The sequence below is a fragment of the Leisingera sp. M523 genome, from assembly GCF_025141335.1.
GTDB lineage: Bacteria > Pseudomonadota > Alphaproteobacteria > Rhodobacterales > Rhodobacteraceae > Leisingera.
On the sequence record NZ_CP081036.1, the window covers coordinates 2,477,803 to 2,492,486 of the forward strand.

12 protein-coding genes and 1 tRNA gene are annotated in these 14,684 nt (G+C 64.4%); 9 read left to right on the plus strand and 4 right to left on the minus strand.

What is annotated here, in order from left to right:
• The 5 genes from K3557_RS12195 to K3557_RS12215 all read left to right on the plus strand — a co-directional run bounded on the left by K3557_RS12195 (nucleotide 1) and on the right by K3557_RS12215 (nucleotide 4,511).
• A complete protein-coding gene (locus tag K3557_RS12195; protein ID WP_259994151.1) occupies nucleotides 1-768 on the plus strand; it encodes a thiazole synthase in 768 nt (255 codons plus the stop codon).
• Nucleotides 768-1,373, plus strand: coding sequence for a thiamine phosphate synthase (locus K3557_RS12200; RefSeq protein WP_259994153.1), 606 nt, complete (start codon nucleotides 768-770; stop codon nucleotides 1,371-1,373). The genes K3557_RS12195 and K3557_RS12200 overlap by 1 nt, the downstream gene beginning before the upstream one ends.
• Nucleotides 1,370-2,338, plus strand: coding sequence for a ThiF family adenylyltransferase (locus K3557_RS12205; protein WP_259994156.1), 969 nt, complete (start codon nucleotides 1,370-1,372; stop codon nucleotides 2,336-2,338). Before K3557_RS12200 ends, K3557_RS12205 begins: the two co-directional genes overlap by 4 nt.
• Nucleotides 2,335-3,039 carry a PfkB family carbohydrate kinase gene (locus K3557_RS12210; protein ID WP_259994158.1) on the plus strand — a complete coding sequence of 235 codons (705 nt, stop codon included), beginning with the start codon at nucleotides 2,335-2,337 and terminating at the stop codon, nucleotides 3,037-3,039. Before K3557_RS12205 ends, K3557_RS12210 begins: the two co-directional genes overlap by 4 nt.
• Nucleotides 3,040-3,152: 113 nt before the next feature.
• Entirely contained in the window at nucleotides 3,153-4,511 is a 1,359-nt protein-coding gene (locus K3557_RS12215) for an amidase (RefSeq protein WP_259994160.1), read from the plus strand.
• Between the two features lie 571 nt (nucleotides 4,512-5,082).
• Here K3557_RS12215 and K3557_RS12220 read toward each other — a convergent pair.
• A tRNA-Thr gene (locus tag K3557_RS12220) sits at nucleotides 5,083-5,158 on the minus strand.
• 346 nt (nucleotides 5,159-5,504) lie between these two features.
• Between K3557_RS12220 and K3557_RS12225 the strand changes: the two genes are divergently transcribed.
• On the plus strand, nucleotides 5,505-6,380 hold the full coding sequence (locus K3557_RS12225; RefSeq protein ID WP_259994161.1) for a hypothetical protein: 876 nt from the start codon (nucleotides 5,505-5,507) through the stop codon (nucleotides 6,378-6,380).
• A gap of 139 nt (nucleotides 6,381-6,519) precedes the next feature.
• Here K3557_RS12225 and K3557_RS12230 read toward each other — a convergent pair whose 3' ends face one another.
• Nucleotides 6,520-7,017: a hypothetical protein gene (locus tag K3557_RS12230; RefSeq protein ID WP_259994162.1), complete on the minus strand. Its 498-nt coding sequence runs from the start codon at nucleotides 7,015-7,017 to the stop codon at nucleotides 6,520-6,522.
• A gap of 143 nt (nucleotides 7,018-7,160) precedes the next feature.
• On the opposite strand from K3557_RS12230, the gene K3557_RS12235 reads away from it, so the two are divergent.
• Together K3557_RS12235 and K3557_RS12240 are read left to right on the plus strand one after the other, a co-directional pair.
• Nucleotides 7,161-8,150: a hypothetical protein gene (locus tag K3557_RS12235; RefSeq protein WP_259994164.1), complete on the plus strand. Its 990-nt coding sequence runs from the start codon at nucleotides 7,161-7,163 to the stop codon at nucleotides 8,148-8,150.
• A 261-nt stretch (nucleotides 8,151-8,411) separates the two neighbouring features.
• Nucleotides 8,412-9,704 (plus strand): O-acetylhomoserine aminocarboxypropyltransferase/cysteine synthase family protein, encoded by a 1,293-nt coding sequence (locus K3557_RS12240; protein WP_259994166.1) that lies wholly within the window; start codon nucleotides 8,412-8,414, stop codon nucleotides 9,702-9,704.
• A gap of 64 nt (nucleotides 9,705-9,768) precedes the next feature.
• On the opposite strand, the gene K3557_RS12245 is transcribed toward K3557_RS12240, so the two are convergent.
• Nucleotides 9,769-10,488, minus strand: a complete 720-nt coding sequence (locus K3557_RS12245) for an SIMPL domain-containing protein (RefSeq protein ID WP_259994168.1) — start codon at nucleotides 10,486-10,488, stop codon at nucleotides 9,769-9,771.
• A gap of 176 nt (nucleotides 10,489-10,664) precedes the next feature.
• Between K3557_RS12245 and K3557_RS12250 the strand changes: the two genes are divergently transcribed.
• Nucleotides 10,665-13,319: a hypothetical protein gene (locus tag K3557_RS12250; protein WP_259994170.1), complete on the plus strand. Its 2,655-nt coding sequence runs from the start codon at nucleotides 10,665-10,667 to the stop codon at nucleotides 13,317-13,319.
• Nucleotides 13,320-13,453: 134 nt separating this feature from the next.
• On the opposite strand, the gene hppD is transcribed toward K3557_RS12250, so the two are convergent.
• On the minus strand, nucleotides 13,454-14,554 hold the full coding sequence (gene hppD, locus K3557_RS12255) for a 4-hydroxyphenylpyruvate dioxygenase (protein WP_259994172.1): 1,101 nt from the start codon (nucleotides 14,552-14,554) through the stop codon (nucleotides 13,454-13,456).
• Between the last annotated feature and the right edge of the window lie 130 nt (nucleotides 14,555-14,684).

The window sequence follows — 14,684 nt, forward strand, 5'->3', positions numbered from 1 at the left end:
ATGGAATTCTACGGAACAGATATCACCTCGCGGCTGCTGCTGGGCACCGCGCAATACCCCTCACCCGCCGTGCTGGCGGAGGCAGTGAAGTCCAGCGGCACCGGGATCATCACCGTCAGCTTGCGCCGTGAAACTGCTGATGGCTCGGGCGCCGGCTTTTGGGACAGCTTGCGGACGGCCGGCTGCCGGATCCTGCCCAACACCGCAGGGTGCCATTCGGTGCAGGAGGCGGTGACCACGGCGCATATGGCGCGGGAGTTGTTCGGCACCCCATGGATAAAGCTGGAGGTGATCGGCCATTCCGACACGCTGCAGCCGGATGTGTTCGGGCTGGTCGAGGCGGCGCGGATCCTGAGCAATGAGGGCTTTCAGGTCTTTCCCTACACCACCGATGATCTGGTGGTGGGCGAGCGGCTGCTGCAAGCGGGTTGCGAGGTTCTGATGCCTTGGGGGGCGCCGATCGGGTCCGGCCAGGGATTGCGCAACCCGGATGCCTTGCGGGCGATGCGGGCGCATTTCCCCGGCGTGCCGCTGATTGTGGACGCCGGCATCGGGCGGCCCTCGGATGCCGCACAGGCGATGGAGCTGGGCATGGATGCGGTGCTGCTGAATACAGCCGTGGCCAAGGCCGGCGACCCGGCAGCGATGGCCGCGGCCATGGCGCTGGCAATTGAGGCCGGGCGCGCGGGCTATGAGGCCGACCCGATGGAGCGGCGCGACATGGCGGTGCCCTCAACCCCTGTACTTGGCTTGGCGGAGTTTGCCTGATGGAACGTTTCTACCTGATCACGGGCCACGTCGGCCGGTTGGAACTGCTGGTGCCCCAAGGGGCCAAGCTGGTGCAACTGCGCATCAAGGACGCGCCTGAGACTGAGGTGCGGCGCCAGATTGCCCGGGCGCGGGATTTCTGCGCAGTGCATGACGCGCAGCTGGTGGTGAATGACTATTGGCAGGCGGCGCTGGATCTGAACTGCAACTTTGTGCACCTGGGCCAGGAGGACATGGACACGGCGGATTTCGCTGCGCTGCGCCGCAAGGGCATCCGCTTTGGCCTGTCCACCCATGACGAAAGCGAGCTGGAACGCGCGCTGTCGTTCGGGCCGGAATATGTGGCGCTGGGGCCGGTCTATCCGACGCTGCTGAAGAAGATGAAATGGGACCCGCAGGGATTGGAGCGGGTGACGCGCTGGAAACAGATGGCCGGGGAGACGCCGCTGGTCGCGATTGGCGGGCTGACGCCCGAGCGGCTGCCCGGGGTGTTTGCTGCCGGTGCGGACAGCGCTGCGGTGGTGACCGACATCCAACTGGCTGATGACCCCGAAGCGCGCGCCCGCGAATGGGTGGCGGCCTGCCGGGTCAAGGAGGCAGCATGAGCCGCTATGCCCGCCAGACGGTCCTGCCGGAGGTCGGTGCTGAGGGGCAGGAACGGCTGGCCCGGTCGCATGTTCTGGTTGCGGGTGCCGGCGGTCTTGGCTGTCCGGTGCTGCAGTATCTCGGCGGCGCAGGCGTGGGGTGCATCACCGTGATGGACAGCGACAGGGTGGAGGAAAGCAACCTGCACCGGCAGGTTCTTTATACTATGGGCGACCTTGGCCAGCCCAAGGCAATGGCCGCCCGGCGGCACTTGCTGGCGGCCAATCCGTCTCTGCACGTCACAGCGCGGGTTGAAAACCTGGATGCGGCCAATGCTGCCGCGATGGTGGCTGCGGCTGATCTGGTGGTGGATGCGGCGGATAGTTTTGCGTCGTCCTATATCCTGTCGGATGCATGCCGGGCGCAGGGCAAGATGCTGATCTCGGCCTCGGCGCTGGGGCAGTCGGGCTATGCCGGGGGATTTTGCGGCGGCGGGCCGTCGTTGCGGGCCGTATTCCCGGACCTGCCCGCGCAGGCGGCGACCTGTGCAACCGCAGGCGTGATGGGGCCGGCCGTCGGCATGATCGGCGCCTTGCAGGCGCAGCTGGTCCTGAAGTCCCTGCTCGATCACCAGCCGTCCCCGCGGGGACAGGTGTTTGTTTTCCGGCTCCAGGACCTGCAGGTCAGCAGCTTCCGCTTTGATGAGGCGGAAGAACCGGGGGACGCCCTGCCCTTTGTCGCGGCCTCGCATATCACTGCCGCGGATACGGTGATCGAACTGCGCGATGCCGCTGAAGCGCCCGGATTGCCCGCGCCCCAGGCCCGTCGGATTGCCCGCGCCGATCTGCTGGCGGCAGAGCTGCCGCGCAAGGGGCGGATTGTGCTCTGCTGCCGCACCGGCCTGCGGGCTTGGGGCGCAGCCTCGGATCTGAAGGCTGCGGGCTATGGCGACCTCGCCCTGCTGGCGGCCGGAGACCCCGCATGACCGCGATCCTGGCGATTGGCGGAACCGACAGCAGCGGCGGCGCCGGCCTCACCCGCGATACGGCCATGGCTGCCGAGTTCGGGGTGACGGTGCGCCCCGTGGTGACGGCTGTGACAGTGCAGACCGATGCCGCGGTCCTGGCCATTCACCCCAGCACGCCGCAAGCCGTTGCAGACCAGGCGCAGGCAGCCTTGGCCGCATTGCCTGCACCCGCGGCAGCCAAGATCGGAATGCTGGGGTCTGCCGCAGCGGCAAGCGCAGTTGACGCGGCCCTGCCCCGGGAGATGCCTATCGTGCTGGATCCGGTTCTGAAAGCAAGTTCCGGCGGCAGGCTGATGGCGGCAGACGGCTTTGGCGCATTGCTGCAGCGGGCGGCCTTAGTCACCCCGAACCTGGCAGAGCTGGAAGTGCTTTCCGGCTCAACCGGCAGCATCGAGGCGCAGGCGGCGCAGCTGCTGGCACAGGGGGTGCGGGCGGTGCTGGTCAAGGACGGCCATGGCACCGGCGCTGAAAGCATTGATGTGCTGTTTACCGCCGGTGGCGCGGCAACGCCTTTTGCCGCGGCGCGGCTGCCGGGTTCCAAACGCGGCACGGGATGCAGCCTGGCCACCACAATCGCCTGCTGCCTGGCCAGGGGAGAGACCCTGCCGGAGGCCTGCCGCCTGGGCAAAGCCGCTGTCCGCCGCTGGCTTGGCCGCTGAAGCCTGGAAGGTCGCTGAGAGACGGTTTTGCGGCCGGTTCGGAACGGAGCCGCCGGGCATGTTTTTTTAGTCTGGAAAGCGTGCCTTAACTGCCAGCACCGGAAACCTGCCGCATGACCGACATCACCGCCCTTACCGCCGAGGACATGGCCGCCAGGCTGCGAAGCCGCAGCCTGAGTGCACGCGAGGTTCTGGCCGCGCATAAGGCGCAGACCGAGGCGCGCAACAGCACCGTCAACGCCTTTATCACCCTGGACTGGGACGCGGCAGAGGCGCGGGCCGCAGAACTGGATGCGATGGCGGCATCGGGCGCATTTGCCGGACCGCTGCACGGCCTGCCGGTTGCCATCAAGGACTGCTTTGAAACCAAGGGCTTGCGCACCACCTGGGGGTCCAGGAGCTTTGAAAAACATGTGCCGGATTATGATGCCCTGCACGTGGACCGCCTGCGCGCAGCGGGCGCAGTGATAACCGGCAAAAGCAACACGCCTGAGTTCACTTTTTCCGGCCAGACCAGCAATCTGGTGACTGGCACCACCCGCAACCCGCTGAACCCGGAAAAGACAGTGGCCGGCAGCTCTGGCGGCGCTGCGGCGGCCCTGGCGGCAAACATGGTGGCGCTGGCCGATGGCTCGGATCTGGGCGGCAGCACCCGCACGCCCGCCGCCTGGTGCGGTGTCGTGGGCTACCGGCCAACCCCGGGCCTAATTCCCTATGACCCGAACCCGGCGCCGTTTGACGGGCTGTCGGTGCCCGGTCCGATGGCGCGGAGCGTGCGCGATCTGGTGCTGATGCTGGAAGCCATGCAAGGCAATACACCCCGCCAGCCGCTGGGCTTCTGGCGGGACCTGCCGCGGCTTGCCGGCCTGGAAGAGGCGCCGCCCCGCAGCGCAGGCAGGGTTGCCCTGTCGCTGTCCCCTTTCGGCGCCTGCGTTGACGCGTCGGTGCAGGCAGCGATTGCCCCGGCGGAGGCACTGTGCCGGAGCCTCGGCTGGCAGGTGGCGGCGGACACCCCCGGTCTGGCGCCGCTTTTGGCGCATGGCGGAATTGTCCGCGGCCAATGCGCGCTGCAGATCCAAACGCAGCTGCAGCCGGACATGGCCTTGGCAGGCGAAAGTTTCCGCACCGCCAGCGCCCAGGCCGAAGGACGCAGCCTGGCGGAGCTGGCCGCCTACCAGAAGACCCGCGCCGCAGTTTGGGCGGATGTCAGCAGCTTTTTCGAGCGCTACGACTTTGCCCTCTGGCCCACGGCCACGGGGATGCCCTTCTCTGCCGGCCTGCGTGACAGCGAACTGACCGAGGACTGGCGCACCGTGACGCTTACCCCGCCGCTGGAGCTGCCTTCCATTTCGATCCCCTTTGGCACCTCGTCGGACGGAATGCCTGCTGGGCTGCATATCACCGGCCCCAAGGGCGCAGATGCGCGGCTGCTGCAGTTCGCCCGCAGTATCGAGCGTGCAGGCCGGACCTGAGCCACTGGCAATAAATGCATGAGGGCAAGCCGTTTCATTGCAATCGCGTAAAATTTCACGCTGCCTTGCAGAGGGAACAGCGGCCGTTCACACATGCCGCAGAGAAAGAGAAATGGGCAGTACCCGAAGTCTAAGACAGCCTCCTGGCCATCGTGCTCGCCAGAGACTTCCTCTCGGAGGGTCAAGCCGGATTTAAAGACTCCCAAACCGCAGCCAAGTGCCAGGGCGATTTCACCGGTGATCTTACGGTCGCTTCCGGTGCTGGGGCCTTGCTGGCAAGCGAGATACGCAAGTCATGATCTGGCCCTTCCGTAAGACGCCCGAAATTGAACAGCGCAGCCTGCAAACAGGCCTGACGCCGCAACACATTGGCATGCGCCGCCGCAACCTTGTCTCGGATGGCTCAGCGGCTCTGTCAGCCACGGGTCAGGTAAACACCAGCCTTCTTAACTGAAGGTGCTGCTCCGAGTGCCTAAGACGAATTTTGTCGGTCTTTGGTCGAAGCCAGCATAGGTCAAGTTCTATGGCCCTAAGAGCAATCTACAACGTCACACCTAAGTCTTTGAAAAGATGGTGCCCCCACACGGACTCGAACCGCGGACCTACTGATTACAAATCAGTTGCTCTACCAGCTGAGCTATAGGGGCACTCACAATCACAGGCGTCCAGATCCGGGGCCGGCGCGCGGCCATGAAGCCAGCGTGTCCGGTGGAAAAGATCTCCCCGCCGGGCCTGCTGGGCGACTGGTACTAAAGTACAGAATGACCGTCAAGCCGGTTTGAAACTCAAATCGCGAATCTGCGAAAACCTCCCGCCAGGCTGCACAGAACCAAACGCAGCAGCCCTCCGATAAGAACGCCGTCAGCCGGGGCTGGCCGCCGCGGCAGGTGCGGCAGCCCCCGTAACGCAAACCCAGCGCAAACCGCAGGTTTGACCTCCCTGCTGCTGCACATTACTTCTGAAGGCAATAAACCCGGAAAAACAGGTCGGATCATGCAGGTCATCATTCACTGCGGGGCGCATGCCACTGAGGAAGATCTGCTGCTGAAGGCGCTGCTGAAAAATGCCGGCGCTTTGTCGGAACAGGGCACCGCGGTGCCAGGGCCCGGCCGCTACCGGTCCTTGCTGAAAGACTGCCTGGCGGCGATGAAGAACGGCAGCGCCGCCAAGGACGCGCCGGAGGTGCTGTGGGACGCGATCCTGGATGACCGCCAGGCGGACCGGGTGATTCTCTCCAATCCGCATTTCTTCGGCTCGCCGCGGCACGCGCTGCAGGACGGACGCCTGTATCCGGAGGCCGGGAACCGGCTGCAGGCACTGCAGGCGCTGTTTCCCTATGATCAGCCGGAAGTCTTCATGGCGCTGCGCAACCCGGCGACATTCCTGCCCGCGATGTTTGCAAAGTCCAGCCGGTCCATCGTGCAGAACGCATTGCAGGGCGGCGACCCGCTGCAGCTGCGCTGGTCCGGACTGCTGGCGCAGATGCGGGATATGGTGCCCGGCATGCCGGTCACCGTCTGGTGCTATGAGGATCTGCCGCTGATCTGGGGCCAGGTGCTGCGGGACCTGGGCGGGATGGAGATCAATGCGCCGGTCGAAGGCGGGATGGACCTGCTGGCCACCCTGATGCAGCCTGCCGGCATGGAGCGGCTGCGCGCCTATCTTGCAGAAAACCCGGATCTTACGGAAATCCACAAACGCCGTGTCTACGCCGCCTTTCTGGACAAGTTTGCGATGGAAGACGCGCTGGAGGAGGAGCTGGACCTTCCCGGCTGGACCAGCGTGCTGGTGGAGGAGATGAGCGAGCGGTACGAAGAAGACCTCTATCTCATCCAGCGAATGCCCGGCGTCACCCTGATTGCGCCCTGATTGCTGCCAGGCGGGCTGCCCGGCCTGACCTGGGCTGCCTGACCTGCCTGGCCTGCCTCTGCGAGGCGGAACGCGCATAGCAGCATTGGATTGCGTTGCCGCCGCCGGGGCCCCTGAGGAGCAGGACCCCGCGCCAGGCTCACTGCTGGGGTTGGCCGTTGCGTCCAAAAACCAATTCTTCAGTGCTCAGGTCATCATAGGTAACCTCGACCGCAATCTGCTGGATGGAACCCAGAGGATAGCTGCGGTAGGGCATCCCGTCTTCATCCTTGATCATATTCGGAAAGCCTTCCTCCAGGTGGCAGTCCGGCAGCGGCCAGATTTCCGGCGGGTTGCCGTTCACCCCCAGCTTGACCTGCGCCAGCCCGCAGCGCCAGGACCACAGGTGGGTCACATAGAGCAGATCCTGGCCATTGAACTCGCGCACATGGATCCAGTTGGCTTGGGTCGCGGCCAGAATCGGCTTCACTTCCAGCGCAGTCGTAAAACGCCCGGTCGCCTGCTGCGGCTCAGCGGCCGGTGCCGTTTGGGCTGATGCTGTTTGCACCGCCTCCAAAGCAGCCGCAGCTTCCGGAACACCAGGCTGTGCCCCGGGCAGCACTGTTGCCGCAAGAAGGGCCAGGATCACGTTATTCATCTTTGTCTCTCCCCGGTTTGCGCCTCTGGCGGCACAGACCGTCTGAAATTGTCTGCAGGCTGGTTGCGCGGCGCCTTGCAGGCTTGTAGCTAATCAATCAGGCAGTCCTATCCGCCCGGAAGAGACGGAACACGGGGAAAACCATGGCAAATGCCCCCTTCAATGTGATGATCGTCGGCCAGGCCGGCCGGCTGCAGTATGAGGCGCTGCTGTTTGCCGCTTCTCTGCGCCACTGTTCGCCCGGTTTTTCCGGACGGCTGTTTGTGGCAGTGCCGCAGCAAGGGCCGCTGTGGGAGAAGGACCCCGGCATTCGCAATCAGGAGGTTCTGAAGGCGCTGGCGGACCTGGGCGCCGAAATCCTGCCGTTCGAGAGCAAGGCCTTTGGCGCCGCCTACCCTTATGGCAACAAGATCGAAGCATTGCAGGCGATGCCAAAGGGCGAGCCGTTTGCGTTTTTTGACACCGACACGCTGATCACCGGCGAGCTGGCGGATGTGCCGTTTGATTTCAGCCGTCCTTCGGCGTCGTTGCGGGTTGAAGGCACTTGGCCCAAGCCGACACTGTACGGACCAGGCTACAGCGGCATCTGGCAATCGCTCTACAGCCGCTTCGGCCTCGACTTCCTGTCCAGTCTCGACCTCGGCCAGCCGGATGAATACTGGAAACGCTATCTCTATTTCAACGCAGGTTTCTTTTACGGCGCCTGCCCGCGCGCCTTTGGCAAGCGGTTTCTGGTCTACGCGCAATCGGTCCGCAATGATCCGCCGCTTGAGCTGGTTGGCCAGGTGCTGGAGCCCTGGCTGGACCAGATCGTGCTGCCGCTGGTGATCCACTCCTTCGGCGGCGGGCGGGATGCGCTGCCTGCCGGTTATCTGGATGGGCAGACCAGCTGCCATTACCGGCTGTTTCCGCTGCTTTATGCGCGGGAAAGCGACCGGGTGGTGGAATTGCTGCAGGAAATCACGGCGCCGAACCGGATCAAGAAAGTTCTGAAAGGCTACGAGCCGATCAAGCGGATGGTCTATCAGGGGCGCGGCGAAAAGGTGCGGGCGCTGTTTGACCGTGCAAACCTGCCGCGCCGCGAACAGGCAATCCGCAACCGGATCAAATCCGAAGGCTTCTGGATGCGCTGACCGCGGCTTTCGGGTCTTGGAGAACGCAGGGCTCCCGCCCGCTCACGGGCCTCTGGCAGAGGCCCTTCGCAGTTGGGTCCGGCGCCGCGCTGCGCGCGGCGCGCGCCATGCGCAGCATGGCGCCCCGCCCAACGGGCGCAGGCACCGCCAGGGGCCGGCGGCGGGCGGGAGCCTTTTGCTGCGGCATTCCCGCAATTGCCTTCCCAGCGCAGCCATGCTGATGTGTGCCCGGAATAACAGAGCTTTCAGGGAGACCCATTCATGACCGACGCTCCGACATACGGTTTTGACACCTTGCAGATCCATGCCGGCGCCAAGCCGGACCCGGCAACCGGCGCCCGGCAGACGCCGATTTACCAAAGCACCGCCTATGTGTTCCGCGATGCCGAACACGCCGCCGCGCTGTTCAATCTGCAGGAAGTCGGTTTCATCTATTCGCGCCTGACCAACCCCACTGTCGCGGTGCTGCAGGAACGTCTGGCAACGCTGGAAGGCGGCGTTGGCGCGGTCTGCTGTTCGTCGGGCCATGCGGCGCAGATCATGGCGCTGTTCCCGCTGATGGCACCGGGCTGCAACGTGGTCGCCTCGACCCGGCTTTACGGCGGCACCATCACTCAGTTCAGCCAGACCATCAAACGCTTTGGCTGGTCGGCCAAATTCGTCGACACCGACGATCTGGACGCTGTGAACGCAGCAATCGACGAAAACACCCGCGCCGTGTTCTGCGAATCCATCGCCAACCCCGGCGGCTATGTGACCGACATCCGCGCCCTGGCGGATATCACCGATGGCGCAGGCATCCCGCTGATTGTCGACAACACCTCAGCCACGCCTTACCTGTGCAAGCCGATTGACCACGGCGCGACGCTGGTGGTGCACTCCACCACCAAATACCTGACTGGCAACGGCACCGTGACCGGCGGCTGCGTCGTTGACAGCGGCAACTTCGATTGGTCCGCCAACGATAAGTTCCCGTCTCTGTCCGCCCCCGAGGACGCCTATCACGGCCTCAAGTTCCACGAGACCTTCGGCCCGCTCGCCTTTACCTTCCACAGCATTGCCATCGGCCTGCGCGACCTTGGCATGACGATGAACCCGCAAGGGGCGCATTACACGCTGATGGGGGTTGAGACGCTGTCCCTGCGGATGCAGAAACACTGCGAGAATGCCGAGAAAATCGCCGCCTGGCTCGAGAACGACAGCCGCGTTGACTACGTGACCTACGCGGGCCTGCCCTCCTCTCCCTATTATGAGCGTGCCCAGGCCTGCTATCCCAAGGGTACCGGCGGCTTGTTCACCTTTGCCGTCAAGGGCGGCTATGAGGCCTGCATCAAACTGGTGGATGCGCTGGAGATCTTCAGCCATGTGGCCAACCTCGGCGACACCCGCTCGCTGATCATCCACTCGGCCTCCACCACCCATCGGCAGCTGTCACCCGAGCAGCAGGAAGCTGCAGGCGCCGGCCCGAACGTGGTGCGTATCTCCATCGGGATCGAGGATGCAGACGATCTGATCCGTGATCTGGACCAGGCGCTGGCCAAAGCCTGCGGCTGAGCAGGCCAACCGCCATTCAACAGAAAGGCCGGGCGCCCTGCCCGGCCTTTCCTTTTTACGCGATTTACTCGCCGCCGGGCACGATCATATCGAAAACCACCGAGACATTGTGACTGAAGGTCAGCTCGCCCGCCTCAATCGGCATCGCGTCGCTGCGCGCCATTTCCATTGCCATCATCGGACGTCCGCCACCGCCGCCGTGTTCATTGATCGAGCGTACCGGCCCCAGCTCCATGCCCGCCGCGTCTGCCAGCTGCTGCGCCTTGCGGATGGCATCCTTGACGGCTTCACCGCGGATTTGATCGGTGACCGCAGACGGATCTGCCACCCCGAAACTCAACCCTTGGAACTGATTGGCGCCGGCCGTCAGCACCGCATCCAGAACCGGGCCAAGCCGGTCCAGGTCGCGCACCCGCACCATCAGGGTGTTCGAGGCCTGAAAGCCGGTGATCTCACGCCGGCCGCCGCTGTCATAAGACCGGTCCTGCGACCAGACCGGATGCATTGAGATCTGCCGGGTCTGCATGTCCTCAGCCGCAATACCGCCGTCCTTCAGCCGTCCAATCACTGCGCCCATCGCGTCAGATACGGCGGCCATAGCGGCGGCGGCTTCTTCGGCCTCCTCGGTGACACCCAGCGTGATTGTCGCCAGTTCCGGCGCCACCTGCAGCGTGCTTTCGCCGTTCACGGTGATTTGGCGCAACGCCGCGGTCCCGCTTGCCGCCAGGGTCCCGGCGCTCATCGACAGCATCAGCGCAGCTGCCAGAATTTTCTTTGCCTTCATACGGAAAAGCTCCTTTTGCAATGCCTTCTAGATGGGGATGGCAAACTGCCGCCTGCAAGTCCTGGCAGACGTCTTTTCCTTTAACTCGGCAGGTTCCTGCTTTAAGGTCCGCGTCAAAACACCGGGCCCGTCAGGCGGCCCCGGGCAGTATGGATTTTGATGGTTTGACCCAAGGCATGAAACCGGCTTTTGCTCTTTCACTTTCCGCTGACGGCATTGCGCTGCTATTTCGCGCTGAAGACGGCTGGCGCAGTGTGGCCAGCACGCCGTTCAACACTGAAGACCTGCCTGCGGCACTGGCCGCGATGCGCGCGGATGCGCTGCAGCTGGCGCCCGGCGGCATCTTCTGCAAGCTGATCCTGCCCGACGACCAGATCCGCTATTTGACCGCCGAGACCGGTGATCTGCCTGCCGAGGCGCGGATTGAAGCGGCCCGGCAGGCGTTGGAAGGGGCCACGCCTTATCCGGTGGATGAGCTGGCCTTTGATATCGCCATCGAGGGCAGCCGGACCCATGTTGCGGCGGTGGCGCTGGAGACCCTGGACGAGGCTGAGACCTTTGCAGTCGAACACGGGTTCGGCCCGGTCAGTTTTGTTGCGGCGCCGGAAAACAGCGGTTTTCCGGGAGAGCCGTTCTTTGGCACCACCCGGGCAATCCGCGGCACCGAGGTTGAGCCGGACGATACTGTGGTAAAGGTGATCGGGCCGGCAGCACTGCCAGTCCTCCTGACCGAAGACAGCGCGGATGACCCAGCCGCCTTAGCACTGGCGGAAGACAGCGTAATACCGGCAGCAATTGCCGCTATTACGGAACCCTTGGCAGAGCCGGCAGGACCGGCGGTTCTTGCTGAGGCAGAAGATATGGCTGCCGCCGCCAAACAAGCACCTGAGCGGGACAGCGCGCCGCTGGCTACCCCCCCCAAGGACACACCGGTGCCCCTGTCTGCCAAGGCAGCCGGGGCCGAGGAGCCTGCAAGCCCGCCACCGCTTGTTTCGCCGCCTTCTGGCGCTTCTGGCGCGCCGCTGCCAGGTGTTTCAGGCCCTCTCAGCCAAGAGGACAAGGCAGCCTCTGTTGAAAGCGTATCCGCGCCGTCCGCACAAGCCTCCGCTTCGCTGGCCGCCGGGCGCCAAGTGCCAAAAGCTCCAGCAGCCGTGAAGCCGGTCGGCGCAGCAATTCCGGTCCGGAAACCTGACACCGCGGACACTCCGGCGGCCCATTTGCCAATACCGCCAGCTCCGTTGCCAACTGGTGCGGATTCTCCGTTGCCAATTCCGCCAGCGCCGGCAGCATTACGGGACAGCACCCCGGCAGCCGCCGCGCCCGCGGCGCCACAGTCCCCGGCCCCCGAAAAGGCCGCCAAAGGCAAGCCGCGCTACCTTGGGGTGATCCTGACAGCTGTGCTGCTGCTGTTCATGGCAACAGTTGCGGTCTGGGCAATATTTGGCGAAGGCGGATTTTTTGCCGCAGCCCCGGATCAGGATCCCGGCCTGGCACCCGCCCCTGCGGTCAGCTCCGAAGACGGGCAGCCGCAGGAAGGCCTCCCCCAGCCGGCGCGCGCGCCTGCGGCAGGCAGCCCCGGTTCAGAAACCGCCCCTGCCGCCATCGCTCCACAGGTGAGCGTCCTGGCGGACCAGCCCGATCCCGGGCTGCAGGAGACCGGCGCAGCGTCGGCAGAGGGTGAATCGCAGGAAAACACCGCCCTGACTGAGGCCAGCGGCACAGGCGTGCTCCCTTCGGTTGAGGATGAAGCCGCCGCTGATGGTGTGAAGCTGCCCGAAGAGGGCACCGGCACCGCCTTTTTGGACCCTTCCACCCTGCAGCCTGGCGGTGCTGAGGACACCCAGCCGGCCCCGGCGCCGGCTGAATCTCTGACTGCAGAGCCGCTGGATGACTTGGCCCAGGCCGCGCGCTATGCCGCAACCGGGGTCTGGCCGGTTGCCCCCGGTCTGGGAGGCATCCCCGCCGCGCCCCGCCTGGACGAGCTTTACACGGCATCCGTTGACCGCACTGAGATTGCCGCCGACGCGGTGGCCCTGCCGCAGCCGGAAACTTTTGCCGGGGATGACGAACCCGGCGCCGTTGCCTCTCCTGCCGCAGCAGGGTCTGCGTTTGATCTGGACGCGCGCGGGCTGGTCAAGGCCAGCCCCGAAGGCACGCTCAATCCCGATGGCATCACCGTCTACCTTGGCCGTCCGAAGAAAGTGCCGCCGCCCGCACCGGATCGCAGCGACCCCGCCGCCGAAGCGCTGGCCGAAGAAGTGGCCCGCAATCAGGTCTTGTCGCGCAAACGCCCCAAGGCGCGGCCTGCAGATCTGGAGGAACAGGTGGAACGCGCACAGCTTGGCGGTCTCAGCCGGACAGAACTGGCCGGCATGCGCCCGCGCCAGCGCCCCGCCAGCCTGAAGCCCGCCGGGGAAGAGCAGCTGCCGGTCACAGCCCAAGCCATCGCCGCCTCGGCTGTTCCGCGTGCCAGACCCGCCAATTTCGCCAATCTGGTCGACCGCGCCCGGCGCAATCCGCAGAACCAGGTGCAGACCGCCGCTGCCGTGCCCGCCGCTGCAGCCGCGGCGGCACCCCGCATCCCGACAGCCGCATCGGTCGCCCGCCGCGCCACTGTCAGCAACGCCATCAACCTGCGCAAGCTGAACCTGATCGGAGTCTATGGCACCGCCTCGGACCGCCGCGCATTGGTCCGGCTGCCCTCAGGCAGATACAAAAAGGTGCAGGTCGGCGACCGTATCGACGGGGGCCGGGTAATTGCCATTGGTGAAAGCCGGCTGCAGTACCAGAAAGGCGGCCGCAACCGCACCCTGGAAATGCCCAAGGGATAAGATCAATCCCTTCCCGCGCTTAACTCAAAAAACAGCAGCTCCGGCGAATGGGCGTGTTGCAGGCCGTTTTGCCGCCGCACGCAAAAAGGCCGGACCCGCATGGCAGGACCGGCCTTTTCCGTTTCTCAGGTTATTTATTCCGCGGCCTGGATCTCGCCGTTTTCGATCTGCTCGCGCTCGATCGATTCAAACAGCGCCTTGAAGTTGCCCTCGCCAAAGCCGTCATCGCCCTTGCGCTGGATGAATTCAAAGAAGATCGGCCCGATCACTGTTTTTGAGAAGATCTGCAGCAGGATCCGGGTTTCGCCGCCGTCAACCACGCCTTCGCCGTCGATCAGGATGCCGTGTTTCTTCATCCGCTCCAGCGGTTCGTCATGGCCCTGCACCCGCTCTTTGGACATCTCATAATAGGCGTCGTTCGGGCCAGGCATGAACTTCAAGCCTTTTTCCGCGATTGCATCGGTGCTGGCATAAATGTCGTCCGAGCCCACCGCGATATGCTGGATGCCTTCGCCGTTGTATTTTTTCAAATATGAAACGATCTGACCTGTTTCGCCCCGGTCCTCGTTGATCGGGATCCGGATGCGGCCGCAGGGCGAGGTCAGCGCACGGCTGAGAAGGCCGGTGAATTTGCCCTGGATGTCAAAGAAACGGATCTCCTTAAAGTTGAACAGCTCCTCGTAGAACTTGAACCACTTGTCCATGTTGCCCTTGTAGACGTTGTGAGTCAGGTGATCGAGATAGAAGAACCCGTCGCCGCGCGGCTTGGACTGTTTCAGCCAGGTGAATTCCGCGTTGTAGGGCGAGGTGTCGTGATACTGGTCGATAAAGTAGATCAGCGAGCCGCCAATCCCCTTGATCGCGGGCACGTCCATCACTTTGCCCGGCCCGTCATAGGCCTCGGCGCCTTTGGACACCGCGTGTTCGAACGCCTTCTGGGCATCCGCAACCCGCCAGCCCATCGCCGGGGCGCAGGGGCCGTGCTGTTCCACAAATCCGGCAGCAAAGCTTTCGGGGTCGGCGTTCAGAATATAGGTGACGTCGCCCTGCTGCCACAGTTCCACCAGCGGCTGATCCTTGCGGTGGCCGGTCAGCTCATAGCCCATACGGGTGAACAGCGCCCGCAGCTCGTCCGGGTCGGGGCTGGCAAATTCAACAAATTCAAAACCATCGGTGCCAGCCGGGTTTTCCGGGGTGATTTCGGATTTCGGGGCGTTATGCGGGAACGGACCCATTGGGTGTCTCCTTCGGATCATGCGGGAAGCCAGGTGAATTCTTGCATCAAGAATACCGCATATCCGGCGCAGGTTTTCCGCGTTGTTTCGCACCGAAAACTTGAAATACGCGTAACATTCGCGCCATAGT